The organism is Planotetraspora phitsanulokensis (assembly GCF_016863295.1).
GTDB lineage: Bacteria > Actinomycetota > Actinomycetes > Streptosporangiales > Streptosporangiaceae > Planotetraspora > Planotetraspora phitsanulokensis.
In genome coordinates, this window is record NZ_BOOP01000026.1 from 71,699 (window position 1) to 97,772 (window position 26,074).

The window sequence follows — 26,074 nt, forward strand, 5'->3', positions numbered from 1 at the left end:
GCACGCGTTCCGCGATCAACGCGACGACACGCGCCTCGCGACACGGGCCGCCACGTAGCCGAAGGAGTTCGTGGCGAGGTGGAACAGCGACGGCGCGAGCAGCCCGCCCCGGCGCCGCAACTCGTGGAAGAGCACACCTGCCGCGGCGGTGGACACGACCGTCCCCGCCACCACGCGCGCCGTGGCCAGGCGGCGCCCCGCCGTGTGAGCCGGAGCGTCCGACACGAGGCCGCTCAGCGCCGGGTTGGCCCGGGCCATGTCCATCGAGGGCAGCACGTGCCACAGCCCGAACAGTGCCGCCGATCCGGCGAGAGCCATACGCGCGGAGGTCCTGCGTGCCAGAAGGGCGGGCAGGACCCCGCGGAAGCCGATCTCCTCCAGCAGCACGGTCCCGACGGGCACCTGGACGAGGACCTCCTCCAGCAGGCGGCCCCTGGACAACGCGAGCGCCCGCTCGTCGCGCAGCAGCGGGCGGGTCCGCGGCAGGGCGACTCCGGCCGCGTAGACCGCGGCCACCCCCGCCGCGAGGAGTCCGCCGGTCCGCGCCCCAAGCTCCGCACGCTCGAAGCCCAGCTCCGGCCACGTCAGTCCCTCGCGTCGCGCGACGCCGAGGAGCGCCGCTGTGGCCACGGCCGACGTCACCGGAGCCCAGCGCCGGGCGACGCGGTTGTTCAGCACGTTCGCCCCGGCGAGCACGCCGAGCGAGCACACGAGCGGATCGACGCGCCTCACGAATGCCCTCCCCGCCGCGAGCAGCCCACGCCGCCATGCTGCCACCCGAAGGCGCGTCCCGGGCGTCAGCAGGCGCCGACGCCCTGGCCGTACCCCTTGGCGAAGGCCGCCTGCCGCTGCGCCGCCGTGCCGTGCGCGTCCGGCGCCAACCATGCGTCGGTTGGATCGCCGGCGGCCTCGAGGTTGGCCAGAAGTTCGGCGCCGTCTCCCTCGTCGGCCTGGAGCGCCTGTTCCTGGATCAGCCCGCTGAGCGTGGCCCCGGCATAGCAGTCCGCCTGTAATTCGCGCTGCACGTTGAACTGGAAGTCGTTGACGAGCTGCGCCTGTACGGCGTGCCCGAACTCGTGCGGGATGACGAGGTAGACGGCCCCGTCGCCCATCCGGTCGTACATCCCCTCCAGCCAGGTGGCATCGTAGGCGATGAAGTGGCCGCTCGGGCAGTAGAACGCGTTGTTCGGCACCGCGGGCTGCCTGCCGCACTCAGGGCCGTCCTCGCCGTTGTAGGCGACGAAATCGCTGATGGGAGCGTAGGTGTTCCCGCTCTGCCGGAAGCGCTCCGCCCAGAACCGCTCGGTGAGACACCTGGCCAGCTCGATGTCGCCGGCGAAGTCCTTGCCCGACGCGTCGCACGGCCCAGCAGCCGAACCGCGCGGGGACGTGCCGGCCGGGCCACCCGGTTCACCGCCGCAGGCCGCGACCAGTGTCCCCGCGAGGACGAGCGGGAGGAGCCGTCGAAGGATCACTCCGTCATATTCACCTATTCCGGTCAAAGATCCCAGAGGTGGACCGGCTTGTTCTCGTGCATGCGGTCCAGGTACCGCAGGGTCATCCTGCGCAGCGCGTCGTACCCGCCGCCGAGGTCGCGGACGGCGTCCACCTGCCAGGACGCTCCCGTGCGGCCCGTGAGGCAGCGCCGTTCGATGATGCCGAGCAGCCGGTCGCGGTGGGCGGGATCGACCCCCCACAGGTCCAGGCCCCGGTGGGCGAGCGGCAGCAGCCGGCGCAGGACGAGTTCGGCGGCGGGCACCTCCCCCAGCCCCGGCCAGTACAGGCGCGCGTCGAGGCCGTGGCGTGCCGCGTCGCGCAGGTTGTCCTCCGCGGCGGCGAAGGACATCTGCGTCCACACCGGCCGCTCCTCCATCGGCAGCACACGCATGAGCCCGTAGTAGAAGGCGGCGTTGGCGATGACGTCGGCCACCGAAGGACCCGCGGGGAGCACGCGGTTCTCCACCCGCAGATGCGGGACCCCGTCGACGACGGCGTACACGGGCCGGTTCCAGCGGTAGACCGTCCCGTTGTGCAGGGTCAGCTCGTGCAGTTCGGGTGTGCCTCCGCGCTCGAGCACCTCACGCGGATCCTCGTCGTCGCAGATCGGAAGCAGGGCGGGGAAGTAGCGGACGTTCTCCTCGAAGAGGTCGAAGACCGAGGTGATCCACCGCTCGCCGAACCAGACCCTGGGGCGCACGCCCTGCGCCTTCAGCTCGTCCGGCCGGGTGTCGGTCGCCTGCTCGAACAGGCTGATGCGGGTCTCGCGCCACAACTCCCGGCCGAAGAGGTACGGCGAGTTGGCCGCCACCGCGATCTGCGGCCCCGCGACGGCCTGCGCCGCGTTCCAGTGGCCGGCGAACGCGGAGGGGCTCACCTGCAGATGCAACTGGACGCTCGTGCACGCCGCCTCGGGAGTGATGCTGTCGGCGTAGGTGTCCAGGCGCTCGGTTCCCTCGATCTCGAAATGCAGGTCCTCTCCGCGCGCGGCGAAGATCTGCTCGTTGAGCAGCTTGTATCGGGGGTTGGCCGACAGGGTCGCCTCGCTGACGTCCGTCTCCTTCAGCGTGGGCAGGATCCCGACGAGCATGAGGTGTCCGCCGACCTCGCGGGCGCGTTCCTCGGCGTGGTTGAGGCGGCGCCGTACGGACTCCTCGAGCCGGAGGAACCCGTCGCCGCCGAGCTCCTGGGGCTCGATGTTGATCTCGACGTTGAACTGGCCCAGTTCGGTCGCCCAGTCGGGCTCCGCGATGACCTCCAGGACCTCCGCGTTCTTCATGGCCGGTTCTCCGCGCGCGTCGACCAGGTTGAGCTCGATCTCCAGACCGGCCAGCGGGCGGTCGAGCTCGAAACGCGACTCGCGCAACATCTGCGCGAGGACGTCGAGCGACCGCCTGACCTTGTCGCGGTAGCGGCGGCGGTCTTCTCCGGTGAACGCGATGGCGGGAACGTCACGGCCCATCTGAACCTCCGAGCGGCGCCTGGACCCCCGATCACATAGGAGGTACTTCCCCGCATTCGACGCGAGTGCGACCGTTTCGCGGTTCAGTTCAGACGGTTCAGTTCAGCCCCGACCCGTTCAGCAGACCCGTTCAATTCGGCGCCGTTCAGCAGACCCCACTCAGCGGGCCCGTTGGGATCGGACCGTTCAGACGAGGCGGCGGGCGGTCGCCCAGCGGGAGAGCTCGTGCCGGTTGGACAGCTGGAGCTTCCTGAGCACGCTCGACACGTGCGTCTCCACCGTCTTGACCGAGATGAACAGCTCCTTGGCGATCTCCTTGTAGGCGTAGCCCCGGGCGATCAGCCGCAGCACCTCGCGCTCGCGCTGGGTGAGCGAGTCCAGCTCGGGGTCGATCGGCGGGGCCTCGGTGGAGGCGAAGGCGTCCAGCACGAACCCCGCGAGCCGGGGCGAGAACACCGCGTCGCCGTCGGACACCCGGATGATCGCGTCGGTGAGCTCCGCGCCGCTGATGGTCTTGGTGACGTATCCGCGGGCGCCGCCGCGGATCACGCCGATCACGTCCTCGGCCGCGTCGGACACCGACAGGGCGAGGAACCGCACCTGCGAACCCGGGCCGAGCACCCGCTTGAGCACCTCCTGGCCGCCGCCGCCGGGCATGTGCACGTCCAGCAGGACGACGTCCGGCTCCAGGTCGGCGATGGCCGCGACGGCCGAATCCACGTCGTCGGCCTCGCCGATCACCTGGATCGACGGCCCGAGTTCGGCACGGACGCCCGACCGGAACAGCCGGTGGTCGTCGACGATCAGGACACGCACGGTCTTCATCAAGTGTTCCTCTTCATGGTCAGCATGACCTCGGTACCGTCGCCGGGTTCGGTCCTGACCCGGGCGCTGCCTCCGTGGCGTTCCATCCTGCCGATGATCGACTGGCGGATGCCCATCCGGTCCTCGGGGACGTCGTCCAGTACGAAGCCCTTCCCGCGGTCGCGGACGAACACCGTCACCTCGTCCGCCTCGACCTCCGCGTAGACGGATATCACCGGCGACTCAGAGTATTTCGCCGCGTTCACCATCGCCTGCCTGGCGGCGTGGAGCAAGGCGACCAGACCGTCGGTCAGCTCGCAGTCGCCCACGCAGACCACTTCGATCGGCACGCCGTGCGCGTCCTCCTCCTCGGCGGCGACTCTCCGCACGGCGGCCGCGAGGGTGGCATCGGCGTCCTGTTTGGGCTGGTAGAGCCAGTTGCGCAGCTCGCGCTCCTGCGACCGGGCGAGCCGGGTCACCTCGCGCGCGTCGCTCGCGTTGCGCTGGATCAGGGTCAGGGTGTGCAGCACGGAATCGTGCACGTGGGCGGCGACCTCCGCACGCTCCTCCTGCCTGATGCGCTCGGTGCGCTCCCGCTGGAGCTCCTTGACCAGGGAGGCCAGGTACGGCGCCGCGATCATGAGGATGCCGCCGACGACGACGGCGGTGAAGACCAGGCCGGTCCGCGCCTTGGCGAGTTCGCCGCTGGCGGCGAGGAACCCGACGGCCCCGACCGCCACGAGCAGAGCCCCGATGATCGTCCGCACCCAGGTCGTGCTCACCTGCTTGACCGCGCCGGTCATCCACCGCTGCCGCCGGCCGGGGTCGGCCTGCTGCCACAGGATCAGCGCGCCGATGCCGCCGACGGCGATCGGCCAGGTCCCGAATCCCCCGCTCGATGCGCCCGTCATCCAGCCGAAGGCGGCGAGAGCCAGCCAGAGCACGCCGTACGCCGCGAGCTGGCCCCAGTCACGCCCGGGCTCACGGCCCTTGACCTGCTCCTTCGGGGTGAACATCCACAACGCGGCATACGCCACGAACCCGAGCCCGTCGACTACGGTGAGCAGCACGAAGGCCAGCCTCAGCACGACAGGGTCGAGCCTCAGCTGGGCGGCGGCGCCCTGGGCCACACCCGCGATCACGCGGCCCTTCACGGGCCTGACGAGCCGCGGGTACGCCTCAGGCGCTTTGGACACCTCGGTTTCCCGCACGCGTATCCCGACTTCTGGAATGACTGACATTTCGGCGACACAATCGGTGACGGCGGACATCTGGGCAAGCATCGTCACACGCCGCCGTACGGCGCGCATCAGGGCATGACCCTGGCTCGTCCCCGAGAGCGCGTCCCGTCCTTCGGGTCCCTCCTTCTGTCTCCTCACCTCCGACCCTATGGGGACGGCCGGCGAGTGTGGTGGCGAGCGCCCGGGAAAGCCCGCGCGGATCGGCGTCCGCATGGGCCCGCCGGGGCGCCGGTGTGAGCGGCCGGCACGCCTGTGAGCCGAGACGAGGTTCGTGAGCACGAGCGATGCCCCGTGAACCGCATGGGGCCACCGGGACCCCCGCGCACCCGGCGGCCCTCACGGTGGTCGGGAGCCGGAGTGGGCCTCACCTCCGTCCGGAGGCTCGGGGTCGTTCCGCCCGACCAGCAACGCGAGCACCTTCAGTGCCCGGTCGCCGCGGGACCGGGAGAACGTCGCGACGCAGGCGACGACCCCCAGAAGGATCACCGAGACTGCGGCCACGCCCACTGCGGTCGCCAGGATCGGTACGGGCGTCGGCTGGCCCGAGGCCAGGATGGCCGACCCGAGGCCGGCCGCCGCGCTCAACGTCGGCCCCACCCACTTGCGGCTCACTGGATCACGATCGCGGTCCTCCTGTCTGGCGATCCTCTGCGCGCCGCTCGACGGACATCACCCCGAGATCGCCGATCTGATCTCTTTGATACCCCTCTGTACGGCTCTCGCCAAGTCCTCAGGCTCCCGCGGCTCATCCGTCACCGGCATCCCGGGCGTCCCCGGCTCGGGGACGAGTCAGGGGTTCCCCCGATGGTGCGCGGACGCCGCCGAACGCCAGGATGGACATATGACCGAGGCGCCACCCACCACCGACGAGCCCGCCGCGGGCCCCGAGCCTGATCGCCCGCTGTGCCGGAGCAGCTCCGGCCGCATGTTCACCGGCGTGTGCGCGGGACTCGGCAGGTACACGGGGATGGACCCGGTCCTGTTCCGGGTGGGCTTCGCCGTCCTCCTCCTCGCCTCGGGCATCGGGGCCATGCTTTACGTGGCCGCGTTCCTGCTCATGCGGGAGCCCCACGGAGGGCCCGGCTACCTGGAGCGCTGGACCCACCGCCTGTTCGACGCCGAGACCGTGCTGGCCCTGATGGCGGCCGTCTTCGCGTTCGGGCTGATCATCAACGTGGCGTCCGGCGGGATCAACCGGGGCACGATCGTGGTGGGTACGTTGCTGGCCATCGTGTTGCTCGCCGCCCACTCCCGCGGCGTCGACCTGCTGACGATGGCGAAGTCCGTGCCGGACCGGGCGATCGGACGGCGCGGCATGACCCGCAATCCCGCCGAGAACCCGTTCGGCTCCGCCTCCCCGGGGGCGGGGTTCACCGGCTGGCGTCCCTCGGCTCCCCACATGCCGTTCGGCGGCACCTCCGCCGGGCCCGCGGGAGGCACGGCCTCCGGGCCCGCGGGAGGCACGGCCTCCGGGCAGGACACCGCTTCCCGGCAGGACACGGCTCCCGCACAGGACACCCCGCCCGGGCAGGACGCGGGCCAGGGCCCGGCGGGGGCCGGCGTCCAGGGGGAGGCCGCGGCGGCCGCCGAGTCCGCGAACCCGGCCGACGCCACGCAGTCGTCCAGCGCGGCTCCGCCCACGGAGAGCGGCTACCGGCGGCTGTCCGATCTCGCCAGGGAGGCGCGCGCCGGCACGTACGGCTACGCCTCCGGCGAGCCCTTCGCACCTCATGGTCCCTACTCGGTGCGGGAGCCGTACCGGCCCGAGGGACCGCCCCCGGCAGCGCCGCCGCCACCACCGCGGCCGGTCAAGCCGAAGCGTCCCAAGTCTTTCATCGGCGGACTCACCCTCTGCCTGGCTCTCATTGTTGGAGGGGTCATGGCTGCGGTCCAGCAGTCGGGCACCGGCTCGGTCAGCCTGCCGATGGTCGGCGGGGCGGTTCTCGTGACGATCGGGGCGGGCCTGCTCGTCGCGACGTGGTTCGGCCGGGGCGCGGGGCTCGTCGTCCTCGGCATGTTCGTGTCACTCGTCCTGGTCGCGGGGTCAACGGTGAACGGAATTCCGAAGAAGGTCGGCAGCTTCGTCTGGCATCCGGTGACGGTCACCCAGGCGAGCGAGGACTACACACTCGGGATGGGTGAGGGCAGGCTCGATCTGAGCGACGTGCCCCTCACTCCGGGGGCCCGGGTCAGGTTCAACGCGTCGGTGGCGGTCGGGCAGATCACCGTGATCGTCCCCGCGACCGCCAGAGTCCAGGTGTACGGGTACACCCGGCTGGGCGAGGTGAAGATCGACCACAAGGTCGAGGACGGCGCCGACGTCCAGTTCGACCGCGTCCTCGAGCCGGAGGTCACCGGCACCGGCGACGCGCCGACGATCGAGTTGCACGTCAAGGCGGGCATCGGGGACGTGGAGGTGCGCCGTGCGGCCTGAGGCGGAGCCGGCCCCTCCCGGCACGGAGCCGCAACGCCTCCGGCGGGTCCACAGGACCGACTGGATGGCCCTGCTGTGCGGCCTGCTCTTCATCGGCATCGGCGTCACCTTCATGGCCGCGCCCGGGGCCGACGCCGTCATCATGGCCCCCGTGGTCGTCGGAGGCCTCGGCTTCGCCGCCTTCGTCGCGATCATCGCCAAGGCGATCCGCCGATAGCCCGGAACATTTCGTAGTTCCGGAAACACGGGGGGTTGACCGGACAGAACGGGAGCGTACGTTCACACGTATCCGGTCTCACTGCTCTGTTCGGGAGGCTGTTATGGCCCGAATCTCCGTCAAGGTCGACGGAATCGCCTACGAGGACGATGTGGAGCCGCGACTGCTCCTCGTCCACTACCTCCGAGATCGGTTGGGGAAGACGGGGACCCCGATCGGTTGCGACACCACCAACTGCGGCGCCTGCACGGTGCTCCTGGACGGCAGGAGCGTGAAGAGCTGCTCCGTGCTCGCCGTCCAGGCGGACGGCTGCGACGTCACCACCATCGAGGGCGTTTCGAGCAACGGGGAGTGGCATCCCGTGCAGAAGGCCTTCCACGAGGAGCACGCCCTCCAGTGCGGGTACTGCACTCCCGGCATGATCCTGGCCTCCATCGACCTGCTGAAGGACGATCCCGACCCGTCGGAGGATGCCGTACGCCAGGGCCTGGAGGGGAACCTGTGCCGGTGCACGGGCTACTGCAACATCGTCCGCGCCGTACGGCGGGCCGCTCAGGAGATGCGGGTGACGACGCCATGACCGAGCAACTCGACGCGGGCGCGGTCGCCCAGCAGATCAGGGAGCACGACGCCCTCGACGCTCCCGGCGGCGGCTCCGAGGTCGGCCGGGCGCGCAGGCGCAAGGAGGACGCGCGCCTGGTGACGGGCCGCACCCAGTGGACGGACAACATCCAGCTGCCCGGCATGCTCCACGTGGCGTTCCTGCGCAGCCCGATGGCGCACGCCAGGATCACCCGGGTGGACACCTCCGCGGCCCGCACCCGCCGCGGGGTCGTCGGCGTCTTCAGCGGCCAGGACTTCGCCGGAGAGCAGGGCAGCCTGCCGTGCGCGTGGCCCGTCACCGCCGACACCGTCATCCCCGAGCACCCGCCGATGGCCGTGACCACGGTCCGGTACGTCGGCGAGGCGGTGGCCTGCGTGGTCGCCGTCGACCGCTACGCGGCGGCGGACGCGCTGGAGGCCATCGAGATCGACTACGAGCCGCTGGAGCCGGTCCTCGACATGACCGAGGCGCTGGCGGAAGGCGGCCCGAAGGTCCACGAGGCCGGCAACGAGTCCTTCACCTGGAAGTTCGCCGGAGGGGACATCGAGGCGGCCTTCCATGAGGCGCCCGTCGTCATCGACAGGACCTACGTCCAGCAGCGGCTCATCCCGTCGGCGATGGAGCCGCGCGCGGTCGTGGCCCAGACCGACGGCGACCACTTCACCCTGCACTCCTCGACGCAGATCCCGCACGTCCTGCGGGTCATGCTCGCGCTGACCACCGGGATCCCCGAGCACAAGTTGCGGGTCATCGCGCCGGACGTGGGCGGCGGTTTCGGCTCCAAGCTGCAGGTCACCGCGGAGGAGGTGCTCTGTCTCCTGATCACCCGCCGCCTCGGCAAGCCGGTCAAGTGGACGGAGTCGCGCTCCGAGGGCAACATGACCGTCCACCACGGACGCGACCAGCTCCAGAACATCCGCGTCGCCGCCGACGCGGACGGCCGGATCAGGGGCGTGCAGGTGAAGCTGCTCGCCGACATGGGCGCCTACCTGATGCTGGTCACGCCGGGCGTCCCGCTCCTCGGCGCGTTCATGTACAACGGCGTCTACAAGATGGACGCCTACGACTTCACGTGCACCGGCGTCTTCACCAACAAGATGCCCACCGACGCCTACCGGGGCGCGGGCCGGCCCGAGGCCACCTACGCGATCGAGCGCCTCATGGACGAGCTGGCGGTCGAGATCGGCGTCGATCCGATGGAGATCAGGCGGCGGAACTGGATCCAGCACTCCGAGTTCCCGTACACCACCATCTGCGGCCTGACCTACGACTCGGGTAACTACGAGGCGGCCACCGACCGGGCGCTCGCCCTGTTCGGCTACGACAAGCTGCGGGCCGAGCAGTCGGACCGGCGGGAGCGTCATGACCCCGTCCAGCTCGGCATCGGGATCTCCACCTACACCGAGATGTGCGGCCTGGCGCCCAGCCGCGTCCTGGGCAGCCTCTCCTACGGCGCGGGCGGCTGGGAGCACGCCGACGTCCGGGTGCTCCCGACCGGCAAGGTCGAGGTGGTCACCGGCACCAGCCCGCACGGCCAGGGCCACGAGACCGCGTGGAGCCAGATCGTCGCCGACTCGCTGGGCGTGCCGTTCGAGGACGTGGCGGTCCTCCACGGCGACACGGCGACGTCACACAAGGGCATGGACACCTACGGCTCACGCTCGCTGGTCGTGGGCGGGATCGCGGTCGTCCACGCCTGCGACAAGGTGAAGGAGAAGGCGCGGCAGGTCGCCGCGCACCTGATGGAGGCCTCGCCCGACGACGTCGAGTTCTCCGAGGGCCGGTTCCGGGTCCGCGGCACCGGGACGTCGCAGACCATCCAGGAGATCGCCCTCGCGACGTTCGCGGCGCACAACCTGCCGGACGGCTTCGAGCCGAGGCTCGACGCGAGCGCCACCTTCGACCCGGAGAACTTCTCCTTCCCGCACGGGACGCACCTGTGCGCCGTCGAGGTCGACACCGAGACGGGGGCGACGGCGATCCGGTCGTACGTGGCCGTCGACGACGTCGGCAACGTGATCAACCCCCTCATCGTCGAGGGGCAGGTCCACGGCGGCATCGCCCAGGGGATCGCGCAGGCGTTGTTCGAGGAGGCGGTCTACGACTCGGACGGCAACCTGCTCACCACGACGATGGCCGACTATCTGGTGCCGTCCGCGGCGGACCTGCCGAACTTCACCACCGACCGCACCGAGACCCCCGCGACCACGAACCCGCTGGGCGTCAAGGGCGTCGGCGAGGCGGGGACGATCGCGTCGACGCCGGCGGTGGTCAACGCGATCGTCGACGCGCTGCGCCCGCACGGCGTGCACGACGTGCGGATGCCCTGCACGCCGGAACGCGTCTGGCGAACCCTGCGGACCGGAGGAGGGGAGCCCGCATGATCCCCGCGTCGTTCGACTACTTCAGGCCGTCGACCATCGAGGAGGCCGTGGACGTGCTCGCGGGCGCGGGCGAGGAGGCCAAGGTCCTGGCCGGAGGCCACTCGCTGCTGCCCCTGCTGCGCCTGCGGCTGGCGTATCCCACGGCTCTGATCGACGTGGGCCGTGTCGCCGGATTGCGGGGCGTGTCCGATCGGGGCGACCACGTCCACATCGGGGCGACCACCACCCACGACGAGGTCGTCCGCTCCCCGATCGTCAGGGAGCACTGCCCGCTCGTCGCCCTGGCGACCGCGACCGTCGCCGACCCGGCCGTGCGGCACCGTGGCACGTTCGGCGGCTCGCTGGCACACGCCGACCCGGCCGGAGACCTGCCCGCCGTCGCGCTGGCCCTGGACATGGTCCTCGAGGTCAGGTCGTCCGCGGGCGAGCGGACGATCCCGGCGGCCGGCTTCTTCCTCGACTACCTCGAGTCGGCTCTCGCGCCCGGGGAGATCCTCACCGGGGTCCGGGTGCCGAAGCTCGGCCCGGGATGGGGCTTCCACTACGAGAAGTTCCACCGTACGGCGCAGGCCTGGGCGACCGTCGGCGTCGCGGCGGCCGTCAGGCAGACGAACGGGACCGTCGAGGAGGTGCGCGTCGGCCTGACCAACATGGGTCCCACCCCGGTGCGCGCCGCGGCCGTCGAAGAGGCGGCCCGGGGCGTCGAGGCCGGGCAGAACGGCGCGCTGCGCCGGGCGGCGGAGCAGGCCGCCGAGGGCACCGATCCGCCGGCCGACCTGCACGCCCAGCCCGACTACCGGATGCATCTCGCCCGGGTGCTGACGCACCGGGCGCTGGTGTCCGCGTCGGCCCACCGCTCCCCGCTGACGTGATCGGGCGGCGTACGGGGAACGAGCCGTAGGAGGGCGTTCCGCCGTCCGCGGCCTGGTGATCTCAGGTCGCGGACGGCGGAGCCGCACGGGGTACGGCTCCCGCGAGGTGGCGGATCCGGTTTCGCGAGTCGTAGTGTCACAAATGGGGGTTCGCACGCGACCTCACGTCGGCTGCCGGGGTCGCGCGCCATTTCAGAACGGAGTCGAGCCATGGCGATGCGCTTCGAGCATGAGTTCACGGTTCCGGTGCCGGTCGAGCAGGCCTGGTCGGTGCTCGTCGACGTCGAACGGATCGCCCCGTGCCTGCCGGGCGCGGCCCTCGAATCCGTCGAGGACGGCGCCTTCGCGGGCCGCATGCGGGTGAAGGTCGGGCCGATCACCGTCACCTACCGCGGAGAGGCGACGTTCGAGGACGTCGACAAGGACGCCCGGACGGTCACGCTGAAGGCGTCGGGCAAGGAGGCCCGCGGGGCGGGCACCGCGAGCGCCGAGGTCACCGCCCATCTGTTCCCCGAGGCCGACCGGACCCGGGTGCACGTGGACACGTCGTTCAACATCACGGGGAGGCCCGCGCAGTTCGGGCGGGGCGTGATGGCCGACGTCGGCGCCCGGCTCATCGACCGCTTCGCCGCCAACCTCGCCGCGCTCCTCGAAGAGGCCGGGGAGGAAGTGGAGCGGGCGGAGTCCCCCGAGACCGTCACCTCCGGCGCGGCCGGCCCGAGGACCGAGGCTCCGGTGGGCGTCGCCGCACCGGCCGGCGGAACACGCGCCTCGGCCGGCGCCGGAAGCGAGAACGGCGTATCTCCGCATCCGGATCTTCGGGTGGTCCCCCCGTGGCCTGAGGCCGCCGGCAGCATGGACACCCAGCCTGAGGGCGTCTCGCGGGTCTACCGGTCCGCCGAGGAGGAGGCGCTCGATCTGCTCGAGGTCGCCGGCGCGCCGCTGTTGCGGCGGCTCGCGCCCGCGCTGGGCGCGCTGGCGGCCGTCGCCGTGCTGGCCTATCTGGTGCGCCGGCTGCTTCGCAGGTGAGGCGCGGGCGCCCGATGCCGCCTGAAGCGAGAGGCGGCATCCGAGCGTCGCCGCGCGGGAGCCTCCGGGAGGCCAGGGATTGCCTCCGGGAGACCGGCCCGCCGCGATGGAACGCGGTGTGTTGTCGTGGGCCGGATCGGCTCCCGCGCGGGAGGCGTCAGCGGGCGACGAGCTCGCGGGTCCGCTGCTGGGGCAGCCCGGCCAGCCTGCGCTGGCCGTCGGTCAGCAGCGCCGCGATGGGGCCGGGCTCACGGAGCCGGCTGAAGCGGTCGCGGTTGTACTTGCGCAGCCGTGCCGACCTGCGCTTGGACGCGGCGTCCTTGTACGCGGCCACGTGCCGGCGCTCGGGCTTGGGCGCCCCGGTGAGCTCGTACCCGTGGTGGGCCAGCCGCTCGCTGAGGACGTCCTCGCACAGGGCGATCTCCCACGGCTCGAGCCGACTGGCCCAGCTTCCCGTGCGGGCGGTGGTCACCTCCTGGTGGGTGTTGCTGTGCCACACCTTGTGCGAGGGCACGGCCACCTCGGCCATGTGCTGGGGCTGGCACATCGCCGGGTCGTAGTCCTCCCCGATGAACATGCACAGCTTCTTGAGCTCGGCCTCCGGGTCGGCCGTCAGGTCCTCGTAGCGGAGCTGGTAGAAGGTGTCGGCCGGCAGCTTGCGGGCGTGACGGCGGCCGAAGTCGATCGCCTCCGCCCAGTTGGCCATCGCGCCGATGCTGTCCGGCTTGTACCAGGGCATCTCCTTCAGGGAGGCGACGCAGTCGCGGCCGTCCCTGACGATGTGCACGAACTGGGCATCGGGGAACAGGCGCGTGAGGATCTCGACGTGCCGGTAGTAGCTGGGCCGCTTGTCGCCCCAGCGCGGCTTGCCGAACCGCTCGGCGTACGACTTGAAGACCATCCCGATGACCGAGCCGAGGCTGCCGGGGCCGAGCATGGCGGCCTGGACGAACTCGGCCGTGTCGAGGCCGAGCTCCCGGAACTTGGTGTTGCGCCCGTTGGCGATCCACTTCGCGAGCTTGCGGCGGTTGTCGGCCAGCCGCATGTCGCCGTACATCCTGCGCGAGAAGTACGCGGTTCCCACGAAGCGCGTCTCCGGTGGAACGGCTATGCGCTGGTGGGAGTGCAGCATGAGCTGCAGCATCGTGGTGCCCGAACGCGGGCAACCGACCACGAATACCGGCCTGTCGGACTGCATGAGATCAATCCCCCGTTGTGAGTTAAGAAGCGTGATGGCCGGCCGCCGCCCCCGTGGAGGCGGCCCGCCGCTCGTGCACCGGACGTAAGGCTCCGGCGCGCGATGTGGAGATCCGCCGATCAGACAAGGATCTGTTCCTTCTTCGGCGCGCTCTTGGGAATCTGGCGCGAAGCCAGCCAAACGCGATAGATGAGGCTGATCTCGAAGGCCAGCAGCAGCGCGCCCGCGCCGATCGACGTCGGCACGAACGCCCATGAGCCGAGCAGAGGGGCGACGACGAACACCGCCGCCTCGAACTCGATCCCGCTGAAGAAATGTGTGCGTACGCGGTACTTGATGAGAGTGAGTCGGAACCGGTCGTACCAGGGGAACCGAGCGTGGAACGCCTTCTGCAGGTCGACCACCGCCTTGCCGTCCTCACGGTTCTCCTTGGCCTCCCGCGCCACCGTGAGCGCGTCCGTCTCCGGCCGGGCCTTGAGCACGTCCTCGACGAAGACCACCTGCGTCTGAGCTCTCGCCTTGGCCAGTGCGCGGGTGGCTTCCCTGACCTTCTTGAGCTGCGGCCCGTTGATGTAACGGAAGAAGTCCAGGAGGACGACGCCCACGCCCGCGATGAGGAAACCGTGGTCCCCCGTGCGCGCGTACTCGCCGACGCCGAGCCCGAAGGCGCAGCAGGCGAACCTGATCCGGTCGCCGACGAAGTCGAGCCAGAGACCGAACGGCGTCCCGGTCCCCTTCAAACGGGCGATCTTCCCGTCCATGCAGTCGACCATGAAGCTCAGATAGAACAGCGCCGCTCCGATAGCCAGCTCTCCCACGCCGAACGCGGCCACGGAGCCGAAGCCCAAGAGCATCGAGAGCCCCGTGAGCGCGTTGGGCGTGAGAGAGGTGTGGTTCGCGACGAGCAGCGCGAGCCGACAGGCGATCGGGTCGACCATGAACACGGTCCACCAAGCGTCCCTCGACTTGCGAGTTGCGAGTATGTCGTCCAGCGTGTAGCGCCCCATGCAGGTAAGAATGACTACAGCGAGTAGCGCGACACCCGCACTTCGATAACAGGCAGGGCATCTCGTTGCCACTTCTTGACCGTCATCCCCACCTGGGTAAACCCTCCGCCAACGCCGTCAGCCATCCGTTACAGTCCGTGTCCGGGGGGAGAGATCATGCCGGTTATCACCTTGTACCGGCAGCTGCAGGGGCGGCTGCCATCCGGGGAGTCCACGCCGCGGTCGGCTCTGATCCGTGAGGACGCGAGCCCACTTCAGGCGCAACGGGAAACCCTGGACATCGTCTGCAGGCGGCTGTCCGCCGCCAAAGTGGCCTACTTCTGCGTTCGTCCCATGCCGGGCCACCCGCCCGTCGTCGCCGTCGCACAGCGCGACCGCGAGCGGGCGCTCACCACGTTGGCCTCGAGCGGCAGGCCGCTGCTCGCCGCGCGACTGCCGTACGGCAAGGGGGCGAGGGGCCGGGCGCCCGAAGAGATCGGCCGGATGCGCCCGCTGAAGCGGGTGGCCGCGCAGCTGCACGACGCCTGGGCCGTGCGGGTGGGGCTGTACTTCACCAGCCCGTCGCGAACCTTGACGATCGGCCCCGAACACGGCTGTGACCTGGAGTTCTGGGCCAAGCAGAAAGGCATGCTCATCGCGCCGAGGCCCAATCCCGCGTGCGCGAGCGTGCCGGCCAAGGCCAAGGCGGTCCAGGGGGGCGAGGAACTGTTCAACACGCTCGTGTCCGCGGGCCAGGGAGTGCGCACCTACCGGACGCGTCCGGAGTTCACCCGGCGCCTGGTCGGCGACATCGACTTCCCGATCGACGCGGTCTACACCTGGGTCGACGGCGCCGACCCCGCATGGCGCGCCCGTCGCGACCAGGCCCTCGCCGAGGGCGGCGGGCCGACGGGCACGCTCAGCGAGATGGCCACGACCGAGGCCAGGTTCACCAGCAGAGAGGAGCTGCGGTACTCCCTGCGATCGTTGCTGACGTACGCGCCGTGGATCAACCGCGTGTGGATCGTGACCGCCGGTCAGACACCGCCGTGGCTCGACACGACGCACCCCATGGTCCGCGTGGTGGATCACAAGGAGATCTTCAACGACCCCTCGGTGCTGCCGGTCTTCAACTCGCACGCGATCGAGACCCAGCTGCATCACATCGACGGGCTGGCCGAGCACTTCCTCTACCTGAACGACGACTTCTTCCTGGGCAGGCCGCTGCCGTCGCGGACGTTCTTCGAGGCGAACGGAATCACCCGGTTCTTCCCCAGCCTGGCGCACGTGCCGTTCGGCGCTCCCGAGTCCGAGGAGTCGCCCGTCCACGCGGCCGGCATGAACAACCGGCGCATGCTGGAGGACCTCTCAGGGCGAACGCTGACGCAGAAGCTGAAGCACGCCCCCTACGCCCTGCGCCGCTCCGTCCTGTACGAACTGGAGGAGCGGTTCAATGACGAGTTCGAGGCCACGTCGCGCAGCAGGTTCAGGCGCACCTCCGACATCTCGGCCCTGTCGTCACTGGTGCACTACTACAGCTATCTGAACGGCAGGGCCGTGCCGGGCAACGTGGAGTACACCTACGTGGACCTGGCGCTGCGCAAGACGCCGGCCAAGCTGCGCCGCATGCTGGCCAGGCGCTGGCACGACGCCTTCTGTCTCAACGACACCGCACCGACCACGCCCGAGCAGGACGCGCTGCTGGTCCGCTTCCTCCGGGCCTACTACCCGACGCCGGTGCCGTTCGAGCTCGACCAAGGAGGGTCGCCCGCTCGCCGCTCGTAGCGCACGACGAACAAGCCTCGTGAGGTCCAGCGGGCCCCGGGGGTGTAGGAACCGTTCAGGACGTCGAGTTGCCAGTTGCGGGTCCGCCCGGTGTGGCCGACCACCCACACGGTGGCGACACCGGCCAGGCGGCGGGCCAATGCCCGGCGCCCGACATGGCGCCCGCCGAAGCTGCCGTCGCGTATCGGCGACCTGGACAGGGCGACGTCGTCCAGGCGCGCGAAGACATCCGGGTACACGAGCTCGTACTTCCTGACCTTCCCGGGGATGAACACCACCCCGTCGCCCGGTCGCGCCGAGGACGCGAGCACCGCGGCGACGGGTTCGGGGTCGTCCTGCCTGCCGTCGGCCCCCCGCGTCGCGATCTGACCCGGGATCGACAACCCGAACGCCACGCAGAGCAGGGCGACGGCGGCCTTCCGGGGAAGAGCGGCCAGCGCCGCCCCGGCGAGGAGCGCGGCGGCGGGCACGCTGCACACGACGTACCTGAAGACGTAGACGGGATGCCCCGCCCAGGAGACGGCCATCAGCACGAGTGGCGGAATCAACAGCCAGGGCACCGTCAGCCGGGTCAGCTCGGTGAGCGGCGCACGCGTCGGCGCGCCGTGCCTGGCCTGCCGCGTCCGCCGGATCCCGCGGGCGACGCCGAAGATCGCGAGACCCCACACCAGGGGGGCGACCCCTGCCCACGCGGGAGTCAGCGCGCCGAGATCTCCGAAGAGCTGGACGGCGAGCATGCCGGCGTCCCCCGCGTCGGGCGCGGAGATCCAGCCGATCTGCGCGCTCTGCCCGGACGCGAACCAGGCGAACGGCGCCATCGCGGCCGTCGCCAGGGCCGCGGCGGCGGCCCATTTCGCGAAGGACCGCCGGGACCAGGCGACGTAGACGCCGTGCGCCCCCACCACGAGGAACGCGAACAGGTTCAGGAAGGCCAGGGCCGCGAGGGCCGTGCCGTACAGCAGGAACGCCCGTCGTGACGGCTCCCGGACCGCGCGCAGGAGCAGCAGGGTCACGCCGATCGTCGCCGCCATCGTCATCGGATACGGCCTGGCCTCCTGCACGTACCGGGAGAAGACCGGTGTCACGGCCATCAGGGCTCCGCCGTACAGACCTGCCCGCGGCTCGCCGAGCGCCCGACCGAGGGCGCCCACGCCCGCGGCGGCGAGCGCCCCGGCCAGGACGGACGGCAGGCGAAGCGCCACCTCGCCGGTCCCGAAGACCACCGCGACGACGTGCATGAACGCGTAGTAGACGCCGTGCACCGCGTCGACGCCGCTCAGCAGGTGCGCGAGCTGGAACGGCGTCCTGCTCACCGCGCTGACCGTGGCGGCCTCGTCCCGCCAGACAGGCGGGCCGCCCAGGTCCCACAGCCCGGCGACGAGCGCGAGCGCGGCCGGTACGGCGACGCAGGCGCTCGGCCGGGGAACGGACAGGCGTGCCAGGCGGGGGACGACGAGGTTCATGTCAGCATCCTGGAGACCACTCGTTCGGAGGCGCGGCCGTCGTCCCACGGGCAGAAGGCATATCGGAAGTCGTCGTATCTGACCTTGTAAGACGATGGGTCGCCATATTTCAGTACTTCGATGACGTCGTCCGACGTGCGGACGATCGGCCCGGGGGCGTCGGCCTCGAAGTCGAAGTAGAAGCCGCGCACCTCGTCGCGGTACCGCTCGAGGTCGTAGGCGAAGAACACCATCGGCCGGCCCGTGCAGGCGAAGTCGAACAGGGCCGACGAGTAGTCCGTGACGAGCACGTCGGCGGCGGCCAGCAGATCGGCCATATCCGGAAATCTCGAGACATCGATGGCACCCGGCGGGACGGACATGCGGTCGGCCACCAGGTAGTGCGCCCGGACCAGCAGCACGTGGTCGTCGCCCAGGGCGTCCACGGCCCGGCCGGCGTCGAGCCGCAGCCGGAGGTCGCCCCGGGCGCCCGGCTCGCCGTCCCGCCACGTGGGCGCGTAGAGGACGATCCGCTTGTCCTCGGGGACGCCGAGGAGGCGGCGCACCCGCGCGCCCTGTTCCTGGCGGAAGAGCACGTCGTTGCGGGGATAACCCGAGTTCAGCACCTCCCCGGGAAAGCCGAAGGCGCTGCGCAGGATCGGTGTGGAGAACGGGTTGGGCGAGATCAGCACGTCCCACATCGCGGCGTAGCGCTCCAGGTCGCCGTCCAGGTCCCGCTGCGCGTACGGCATGGCGCCGATGTCGCGGCCCAGGCGTTTGAGCGGCGTGCCGTGCCAGGTCTGCACGAACAGCTGGCCCGGACGCTTGCGGTACCAGCTGGGCTGGGTCCTCCGGTTGGCCACGACGAAACGGCTGGTGCGCAGCGCGTGCTCGTGTTCGCGGGAGCCGTACAGGACCGTTCGGACGCCCGGCGGCGGCGCGAACTGCCCGTCCCGGGTGACCCAGATCAGCTCCGTGCCGGGATGACGGCGCGCGAGCTCCTCGGAGATCGCCCTTGGGTTGCAGGAGTACTGGCCGCCTCCGTAGCTGTCGAACAGCGCGGCGTCCCCGAGCCGTCCGCCGCCGCGGAGCAGTCCGCCCGCGGGTCCGCCGTGGAACGGGCCGCCCCTGCGCCGCCGCAGGGTCGCGCGACGGCCGCGCTCGTCCGGTCCCAGCGCGGGCCTGACCGCCAGGCTGAGCTCCCCGGCCAGGTTGGTGCGGAAGGAGATCTCGTGGATCGGGGTCGTGCGTGGCCCGGGCAACTCCGCCACCAGGCCGGGGCTCAGCCGCAGCCATCGGCCGCCGGACGACACCCGCCATGTCCCGCTGCGCAGCGGCAGTCCCCCGGCCGTCCTGCCGACCGTCGCCGACCAGCGGCCGCCTTCGCGGCGCAGCGGCCACTCGTGGCGTTCCGCCCCGCACGCCGCCACGATCCGGTCCCCGTCGCCGTCCCCCACTCCGGACAGGACCAGTTCGTCGGCGTCGGTCCACTCGACGGCGGTCACCTGGTCTCCCGGGTGCGGCGCCGGGGCCGGATGGGCGGCCGCCCTGAGGACCAGCCCGTCCTCCCGGGTGAGGGTGACGCGCACCCCGCCGGCGCTGAACGTCCGCTCGCCCGCACTCCGGGCGCCCGCGGCACGGCCGGACCGGGTCACCCCGTGGGCCGAGACGCGGACGTGGAGCGTCCACCGGCCGGACCGCAGGTCGTGTGCTGCGACCTCGGTCGCGAATCCCGACATGTCATGGCACACGGCGGACTGTCGGGAGTTCGCGGTCACATCCGGCCGCGGGATCCGCGTGACAGGCAACTCGATCCGCTCACCGCCCCGCTGGAGCCAGAGCTCAAGGCGGCTGCGCCGGCTGCCGAGATGGGCGATGTAGGCATGCCCCTCGATCCGCACCACGCCGTCGCCGCCGCTTCGCACGTCGTCGACACGCGCGCGGAGCTTGAGGTCGTGCGCCGCCGAGAAGACCTCGTCGGAGATCCTGTCGTCGTACAGGAACGGGTAGTCGTGGAACCAGCGGGGGCGTAACAGGCCCCGCCGGACGACGCCGCAGTCCATGACCTGCTCTCCGGCGAACCGCTGAACCTCCGACAACTCCTTCGCCATTCCCCGGATCAGCAGGAAGAACATGAGCCGCCTGAGCGCGGTCGACCCGTCGGCCGCGTGGGGGTGCAGCGTCGCGAGGGCGGGCGCGAGGGCCCAGAGCCCGCCGAGGTCCCTCCGGACGGCGGCGGTGTCGAGGACCTCCGCGACCGCCTCCTCCACCTCCCCGTCCCAGTGCGTCCTCAGCCGGGGGTCGTGCCGCTCCAGCAGGGCGGAGACGTCCAGCATCGCCGCCAGCCGCCGTTCGGGGTCGGCGGGTTCGTCCGCCGCGGGGCGGCACAGCCGTACGACGTCGGCGAGCACGTCCGTCGACCGGGAGAGCACGTGCGCGGGAATGGCGACGGGGAAGTCCGCGGGCACGCCGTCGGGGAACCGGAACCGGTGTTCGTCCCAGAACGTGCGGCGGAAGACCTTGTTCGCCATCGATCTGTCATGGATCAGCTGGGGAAGCCGCGTTATGTGCGTGCGGGGGACGCCGACGCCGTCGGTACCCGGAAGCCAGGCGGAGTCCTCCACGGTCTCCCCCGGCGTGCGTCCCACGGACAGCGGAACGGGCAACGGAGCGGACCTTCCACAGGCCAGATCCGACCCGGTGACCTCGAGGCTCTCCACGAGCGCCCGGTAGGCCCCGGTGGGCACCACGGAATCGGCACCGGCGAAGGCCAGGTAGGTCCCTCTCGCCCGCTCGGCGCCCGCGTTCCTCGCCGCGCCCGCGTCCCGCCCCTCCGGCACGACGACGGACGACCACCGATCTCGTACGGCTCCCGCCCCCTGACCGGCGAGGACGATCTCGATCCCCGTGAGGGCCTGGCCCCTGAGCGAGTCGAGGCACTCCCCGAGATGCTCCTCCTCGCCCAGGACGGGCACGACCACCGAGAGCACGGGGGCAGGCGTCGACCGGCATGCGGATGCATGGTCCATCAATCTCGATCCCGTCGTCTCCATCCCGCCGGCGCGTCAGGCGAACAGCCGGTCGGCCACCCGGGCGGCGGCCCGGCCGTCGTCCATCGGGCAGTAGCGTGCGGCGAAGGCGTCGCCCAGTCCCGCGTACTTCTCCGCGACCTCGCCGAGGTCCCGGATCGCCTCGGCGACCTCGTCCGCGGTGCTCAGCCAGGGGCCCGGCGCCTCGGCCCGGAAGTCGAGGTAGAGGCCGGTCGGCGGGACGTCGACGTGGAACAGGATGGGACGGCCCGTGACGGCGAAGTCGAACATCGCCCTGGAGCAGTCCGTCACCAGCGCGTCGGCGGCGAGATAGAGCTCGTGGCAGTCGGGGAACGCCGACACGTCGAGCACGCCGGCGGGCGTGGCCCGGCCCTCGTCCGCGCGCCGGGCGAGCAGCACCCGGTCGTCACGGAGCGCGGCGGCGACGAACTCGAGGTCGAGCGTCTCCTCCCCCTCCGGGGCGTACAGGACGAGCCGCCACCCGTCCGGGACTCCGAGCCTCCTCCTGACACGCGCGGCCCCCGCTTCGTGTCCCGACGCCCGCAGGACGTCGTTGCGTGGCAGGCCCGCCTCCACGATCTCCCCATGGAACCCGAAGGCCTGCCGCAGCAGCGGCGTCCACCAGGGGCCGGCCGACAGCAGGTGGCTCCACTGCGCGACCTGCCTGGACAGCCGCCCATGCCGCACGGCTCCGTCGTGGCCGATCTTCCCCAGCGGGGACCCGTGCCAGGTCTGCAGGACCGTCTGACCGGGCCGACGCTCGAACCAGGGCGGCAGATGGTCGTTGGTCACGACGTAACGGCAGCGGGCGAGCGCCTCGTAGTACTCCCGCCCGTGCGTCCGCACCGCCTCCACATCACCGGGGAGCGCCACCTGGCCGTCGTGCACGTTCCACAGGACGGTGAGCTCCGTCCCCCGCCGCCTGAGCTCCTGGTAGATGGCACGGGGGCTGTCGGAGAACGCCGTGCCGTCGTCGCAGTCGAACAGGACCGCGGGCCACATCGGCTTTTCGCGCGACGCCGGATAGGACTCCTTGCGAAACGCCCGCTGAGCCCGGACGCCCCGCTCGTCGCCCGACAGATCGCCGCTCACGGCGAGGACCGCGTGCCCGGCGCCGTCCCCGTCGAGCGTGAAGGTGCGCCGGGCCGTCTCGTGGACCAGCGCGCAGCCGGGCGTGAACTCGACCGGCAGGTCCCGGTCCGAGCCCCGGACCCGCACGGCCAGGCCGTACCGGCCGCGCGGCAGCGGAAGCCGGCCCAGTGGCGAGCCGACGGCCTCCGGCGTGAGCCGCGCCCGGAACCGGGCGCCCGTCCCTTCGACCGGCGCCGTCCGCTCGAGTCTGCCGTCGCGTGCGCGCACCACCAGGGCGGCCGGCTCGTACGGCTCGGCGAAGCCGCCCTCGATCAGCAGTTCGCCGCCGGGGAGCCATTCCGCCAGGTCCACGAACGCGGCTGCGGGCTGGTCGCGCAGCATGAGGCCGCCGCCATGGTCGCGGAACACGACGACCTCCCGCCCGGCGAGGCCATGACGCCCGGCCGGCAGGTCCTCGGCGAAGGTCACCGGAGTCACCACTCCGTCGGCCGATCGCACCTCGACCCGCCACTCGGCGGACGGGTCCGCCAGCCCTCTCTCGGTGACGGACCTCCTGCGTGCGGGAAGGACGTCACGCAAGTCGATGTCGGCCGAGAACACGCGGCCGTCGGTCCTGATCGGATAAAGCAGCGGCACGCCGCCGGGCCTGCGCGTCACGCGGAGCACCGGCTCTGGGCCGAGGCCCCCGGCGACGCGATCCCCGGCCCTGCGCCCTCCGGCGTGCGCCGACCGGCTCCGGGCGTCCCCCTTGGCGGCCGCGCCTCCCTTTGCGGCCGCGCCCCCCTTGGCGGCCGGGCCGTCCGCCACGATCTCGCCCTCCAGGCGCAGGCGGCCGCCCCACAGGCTCTGCCTGACGACCCGCGCCCGCTCGCCGTCCACTCGCAGAGCCAGGACCCCGGCCTCCGTGAAGTGTGGCACCACGTACCGGCCCCGCCCGGCAGACCGGGCGCCCACCTGCGTGGAGCGGCCGGCTCCCGGATCGGCGAGCGGCCCCCGCACCACCGCGCCCCGGTGGAGCAGCCGCATCTCGACGTGCCACAGTCCCTCGTCGGCGGCGAGCCTCCTCGGATCGATCGTGAGGCGGAACCCGCCCCAGTCCTCGCGGCCGTCGTGCCCGCCCCGGGACACCTTCGAGCGCCTGACCGACGCACCGACGCGGACGCGCCGCCCGGTCTCCTCATGGACGACCGACGCGAAGACCTGCTGGTGGAACCGCCGGGTCGGGCGCAGATGACGCGGCGTCGCCCGTCCCTCCACGACCAGCCTGCCCTCCCGCCAGCCGATCTGGTCGATCCGGTGGTGGAGGGTGTCGGCGAAGCGCGAGAGCGCGGCGGGCAGCCGTTCCAGCAACGGGGTGGCCAGGTACGACCGGCCGAACCGTCGCACGAGCCTGTCCCCCGACGCCGCCTGACGGTCCCAGGTGACGACCTCCAGCAGGTCGGCCGCCCGCCTGTGCCGGACGAGGTGCCATTCCAGCCGCCTGAGGGCCGGCAGCCCGTCCAGCACGGCGGGCGAGACGCGGCCCAGATACTCGCCGGCGAGATCGAGGAAGCGCTCGCGGTAGGCCTCCGACGCCTGGTCGAGGACGTCGACGAAGTTCGTCAGGTCGCTGTCGAGGACGGCGTGGTCCCAGGCGGGGATGTGCGCGGCGAGCCGTTCGGCCTCGAGGAACCTCCGCACCGACAACACGGCGGAGAAGCGGTCGGTGAGGTGCTGCACCCGGGTCTTCTTCTGGGTGATGGACCGGCTGCCCGCGGCGCGTTCACGCCACAGGTACACCTGGGCCGGCAGGACGTCGACCGAACCCGCGAGGACGTGGCCGCGCAACGCCACGAGCATGTCCTCGTACAGCACGCCGTGGGGGAAGCTGAAGCCGTGCGCGTCCCAGAAGGACCGGCGCCACAATTTGTTGGTGACCTGCCGGTCCCTCATCAGGCCTGCGCTACGCGTCACGTGCGTGGTGGTCGCCGGCCCGGCGAAGACGGCCCGGTGCATCGCCGACTGCCGGACCCGCCGTCCGTCGTACCTGCCGACGTTGCCCGTGGCCAGGTCGGAGCCGGACTCCTGCAGGCTCCCCAGCATGTACTCGAGCGCGTACGGCGGAAGCAGGTCGTCGCCGTCGAGGAAGGCGAGGAAGTCGCCGGTCGCGTGGCGGACCCCCGTGTCGCGCGCCGCGCCCAGCCCGCGGTTGGCCTGGCGGATCAACCGGAACCGCCCGTCCCGCTCGGCGAACCGCCCGGCGATCTCCGCGCTCGAGTCCGGGGACCCGTCGTCGACCATGACGACGTCGAGGTCCTCCCAGGTCTGCGCCGCCACCGACTCCAGGCAGGCGGGAAGGTAGAGCTCCACGTCGTGGATCGGGACGATGACGCTGATGCGAGGCACAGGTGGAATCCTTAGAACTCGTCCGTCGGATGGCGGTCTTCCGGTGCGCCGATCAGCGGTGGACGTTTCCCCGCATCGCCGCCCCGAGGACGCGCGCCCTGGTCACGGCACAGCGCAGCGGTCCGGTCCTGGTGACGACGAGCCCGGCTCCCTCCGGGGTGCCGCGCAGCCTGACGCGGCGTCCCTCGAAGTCGGCGACCACGCGCTCGTCCCGGATGACGCTCAGCGGCAGCCCGGTCTCGGCTCCGAACCGGTCGCGGGCGACCAGCCGCAGCCCCGCCTCGCCGTACGGCAGGGCGCGTTCGGGCAGGTCGCAGGACCAGGAGAAGAACCCCGGCCTGGCCCGGGTCACGTGCACCTCCCGGCGGCAGACGGCGTCGCCCACCTCGAGCAGCAGGTCGGAGCGCACCTCTCCCTGCGTGGCGAGGAGCCCGGGCGCGAGGACCTGGCCGCCCACCCGGAGCAGGGTGGCGTGGCCGGCCGGGCGAAGCCTGCAGACGACGGCGGTCAGCGGCTGGACCCTGAGCAGGTCGCCGAACGTCTCGAGATCAGGCAGGTCCAGGTAGACGCGGCCCGAGAGCACACGGAGCCGCCCCCGGGCGACCGGGCGCCGGATCGTCTCGGGCTCCCCCAGGCAGGTCCCGATCGCGCGCAGCCCGTCGTCCAGGCGGCCGCCGCGCCTCGCCAGGGCCTCGGTGAGGATCTCGGTCATCACCGGCGGGGAGATCTCCTTGAACATGATCGACGTCCGGTGGGCGAAGTCGGCGAGCCCGGCGTCGTCGAGAGTGGCCGCGGCGGCCTCGGCGTGACGGAGCTGCGTGGCGCCCACCCAGCGCATGAGAGCCCGCCGCACCTCGGGCGGACGGCCCTCACAGTGCCCGGCGACCTGTTCGGCGTCCGCTAGACGTGCCATGATCCCGTCCTCCTCGAGGGACGGATCGTCCCCGGAGTACGGGGCCTTGACGCGAGCCGCGTCCTGGTCGCGGGCCGGCCTGCAGCAGATCTGGTCGCTCAGCACCAGGCGGCGCGCGTCGAGCATGAGCGCCAGCAGGGCCGGGACGCCATGGGACAGATCGGCCCGTGTGGTCGCCACCAGCTCACGCGCGAAGAGCTTGTTCGAGGCAGGCCCGCCGCAGACGATGTCCGGCGCCTCGGCGACGGAGCCGATGACCCGCTCGCCCAGCGCGAGCTCCTTGCGCCACGCGCAGCCGGGAGCGGTGCCGGCCATGTCACCGACGACCACGTCGGCGTCATGCCGGGCGGCCAGCTCCATCAGGCCGTCGAGCCCTCCGGGCACGTACACGTCGCCGGCGTCGAGGAAGGCGAGATGGCGGCCCTGCGCGCCGGCCACGGCGGCGGTGACGGTCTCGGCCCGGCGCATGGGCTTGCCGAGCACACGGACCTCGTCCGCGAGGTCTCCGCGGGCACCCTCCTCGACGAGGATCACCTCGACGCGGTGGCGGAACCTCTGGACGTCGATGGAGTCGAGAGCGTCTCGCAGCCACCCGCCCGCGTCCCGCGTCGGCAGGATCACGCTCACCTCAGGCTTTGCCATTGTCCCCCCCGGTGTCGCATGCGACAGCGAGTTGAAA

19 protein-coding genes are annotated in these 26,074 nt (G+C 71.7%); 7 read left to right on the forward strand and 12 right to left on the reverse strand.

The annotated features are described in order from the left end of the window. Nucleotides 1-15: 15 nt before the first annotated feature. The 6 genes from Pph01_RS27335 to Pph01_RS27360 form a co-directional block, all read right to left on the reverse strand. Complete coding sequence (locus Pph01_RS27335) at nt 16-732, reverse strand: CPBP family intramembrane glutamic endopeptidase (protein WP_239117051.1); 717 nt, start codon at nt 730-732, stop codon at nt 16-18. Nucleotides 733-797: 65 nt separating this feature from the next. Further along, nucleotides 798-1,475, reverse strand: a complete 678-nt coding sequence (locus tag Pph01_RS27340; RefSeq protein WP_204076038.1) for a neutral zinc metallopeptidase — start codon at nt 1,473-1,475, stop codon at nt 798-800. A 23-nt stretch (nt 1,476-1,498) separates the two neighbouring features. Continuing rightward, nucleotides 1,499-2,959, reverse strand: a complete 1,461-nt coding sequence (locus Pph01_RS27345) for a glutamate-cysteine ligase family protein (RefSeq protein WP_204076039.1) — start codon at nt 2,957-2,959, stop codon at nt 1,499-1,501. 186 nt (nt 2,960-3,145) lie between these two features. Then, a complete protein-coding gene (locus tag Pph01_RS27350; RefSeq protein ID WP_204076040.1) occupies nt 3,146-3,784 on the reverse strand; it encodes a LuxR C-terminal-related transcriptional regulator in 639 nt (212 codons plus the stop codon). Next, complete coding sequence (locus tag Pph01_RS27355; protein WP_239117052.1) at nt 3,784-4,959, reverse strand: ATP-binding protein; 1,176 nt, start codon at nt 4,957-4,959, stop codon at nt 3,784-3,786. Before Pph01_RS27355 ends, Pph01_RS27350 begins: the two co-directional genes overlap by 1 nt. A 381-nt stretch (nt 4,960-5,340) precedes the next feature. After that, the gene (locus Pph01_RS27360; RefSeq protein WP_204076042.1) at nt 5,341-5,616 is read right to left on the reverse strand and encodes a hypothetical protein; all 276 of its coding nucleotides are present in this window, start codon (nt 5,614-5,616) and stop codon (nt 5,341-5,343) included. Nucleotides 5,617-5,845: 229 nt separating this feature from the next. Here Pph01_RS27360 and Pph01_RS43420 point away from each other — a divergent pair, with 229 nt between their 5' ends. The 6 genes from Pph01_RS43420 (at nt 5,846) to Pph01_RS27390 (ending at nt 12,544) form a co-directional block, all read left to right on the forward strand. Then, nucleotides 5,846-7,438: a PspC domain-containing protein gene (locus Pph01_RS43420; protein WP_204076043.1), complete on the forward strand. Its 1,593-nt coding sequence runs from the start codon at nt 5,846-5,848 to the stop codon at nt 7,436-7,438. After that, nucleotides 7,428-7,655, forward strand: coding sequence for a hypothetical protein (locus Pph01_RS27370; protein ID WP_204076125.1), 228 nt, complete (start codon nt 7,428-7,430; stop codon nt 7,653-7,655). Before Pph01_RS43420 ends, Pph01_RS27370 begins: the two co-directional genes overlap by 11 nt. 103 nt (nt 7,656-7,758) lie before the next feature. Continuing rightward, entirely contained in the window at nt 7,759-8,235 is a 477-nt protein-coding gene (locus tag Pph01_RS27375) for a (2Fe-2S)-binding protein (RefSeq protein ID WP_204076044.1), read from the forward strand. Then, nucleotides 8,232-10,643: a xanthine dehydrogenase family protein molybdopterin-binding subunit gene (locus Pph01_RS27380; RefSeq protein ID WP_204076045.1), complete on the forward strand. Its 2,412-nt coding sequence runs from the start codon at nt 8,232-8,234 to the stop codon at nt 10,641-10,643. The genes Pph01_RS27375 and Pph01_RS27380 overlap by 4 nt, the downstream gene beginning before the upstream one ends. Then, nucleotides 10,640-11,515 carry an FAD binding domain-containing protein gene (locus Pph01_RS27385; protein WP_204076046.1) on the forward strand — a complete coding sequence of 292 codons (876 nt, stop codon included), beginning with the start codon at nt 10,640-10,642 and terminating at the stop codon, nt 11,513-11,515. Before Pph01_RS27380 ends, Pph01_RS27385 begins: the two co-directional genes overlap by 4 nt. 210 nt (nt 11,516-11,725) lie before the next feature. Then, on the forward strand, nt 11,726-12,544 hold the full coding sequence (locus tag Pph01_RS27390; protein WP_204076047.1) for an SRPBCC family protein: 819 nt from the start codon (nt 11,726-11,728) through the stop codon (nt 12,542-12,544). Between the two features lie 157 nt (nt 12,545-12,701). On the opposite strand, the gene Pph01_RS27395 is transcribed toward Pph01_RS27390, so the two are convergent. Both Pph01_RS27395 and Pph01_RS27400 read right to left on the reverse strand, forming a co-directional pair. Next, entirely contained in the window at nt 12,702-13,742 is a 1,041-nt protein-coding gene (locus tag Pph01_RS27395; RefSeq protein WP_204076048.1) for a sulfotransferase family protein, read from the reverse strand. Between the two features lie 119 nt (nt 13,743-13,861). Then, nucleotides 13,862-14,749, reverse strand: a complete 888-nt coding sequence (locus Pph01_RS27400) for a CDP-alcohol phosphatidyltransferase family protein (protein WP_204076049.1) — start codon at nt 14,747-14,749, stop codon at nt 13,862-13,864. A 156-nt stretch (nt 14,750-14,905) separates the two neighbouring features. On the opposite strand from Pph01_RS27400, the gene Pph01_RS27405 reads away from it, so the two are divergent. After that, nucleotides 14,906-16,513 carry a stealth family protein gene (locus Pph01_RS27405; protein WP_204076050.1) on the forward strand — a complete coding sequence of 536 codons (1,608 nt, stop codon included), beginning with the start codon at nt 14,906-14,908 and terminating at the stop codon, nt 16,511-16,513. On the opposite strand, the gene Pph01_RS27410 is transcribed toward Pph01_RS27405, so the two are convergent. The 4 genes from Pph01_RS27410 to Pph01_RS27425 are packed head-to-tail and all read right to left on the reverse strand — an operon-like array spanning nt 16,453 to nt 26,037. Continuing rightward, nucleotides 16,453-17,976 carry a glycosyltransferase family 39 protein gene (locus Pph01_RS27410; protein ID WP_204076051.1) on the reverse strand — a complete coding sequence of 508 codons (1,524 nt, stop codon included), beginning with the start codon at nt 17,974-17,976 and terminating at the stop codon, nt 16,453-16,455. The genes Pph01_RS27405 and Pph01_RS27410 overlap by 61 nt on opposite strands. After that, the gene (locus Pph01_RS27415) at nt 17,973-20,984 is read right to left on the reverse strand and encodes a bifunctional glycosyltransferase/CDP-glycerol:glycerophosphate glycerophosphotransferase (protein ID WP_204076052.1); all 3,012 of its coding nucleotides are present in this window, start codon (nt 20,982-20,984) and stop codon (nt 17,973-17,975) included. The genes Pph01_RS27410 and Pph01_RS27415 overlap by 4 nt, the downstream gene beginning before the upstream one ends. A 36-nt stretch (nt 20,985-21,020) precedes the next feature. Beyond that, entirely contained in the window at nt 21,021-24,482 is a 3,462-nt protein-coding gene (locus Pph01_RS27420; RefSeq protein WP_204076053.1) for a bifunctional glycosyltransferase/CDP-glycerol:glycerophosphate glycerophosphotransferase, read from the reverse strand. A gap of 52 nt (nt 24,483-24,534) precedes the next feature. After that, nucleotides 24,535-26,037 (reverse strand): glycosyltransferase family 2 protein, encoded by a 1,503-nt coding sequence (locus tag Pph01_RS27425; RefSeq protein ID WP_204076054.1) that lies wholly within the window; start codon nt 26,035-26,037, stop codon nt 24,535-24,537. Between the last annotated feature and the right edge of the window lie 37 nt (nt 26,038-26,074).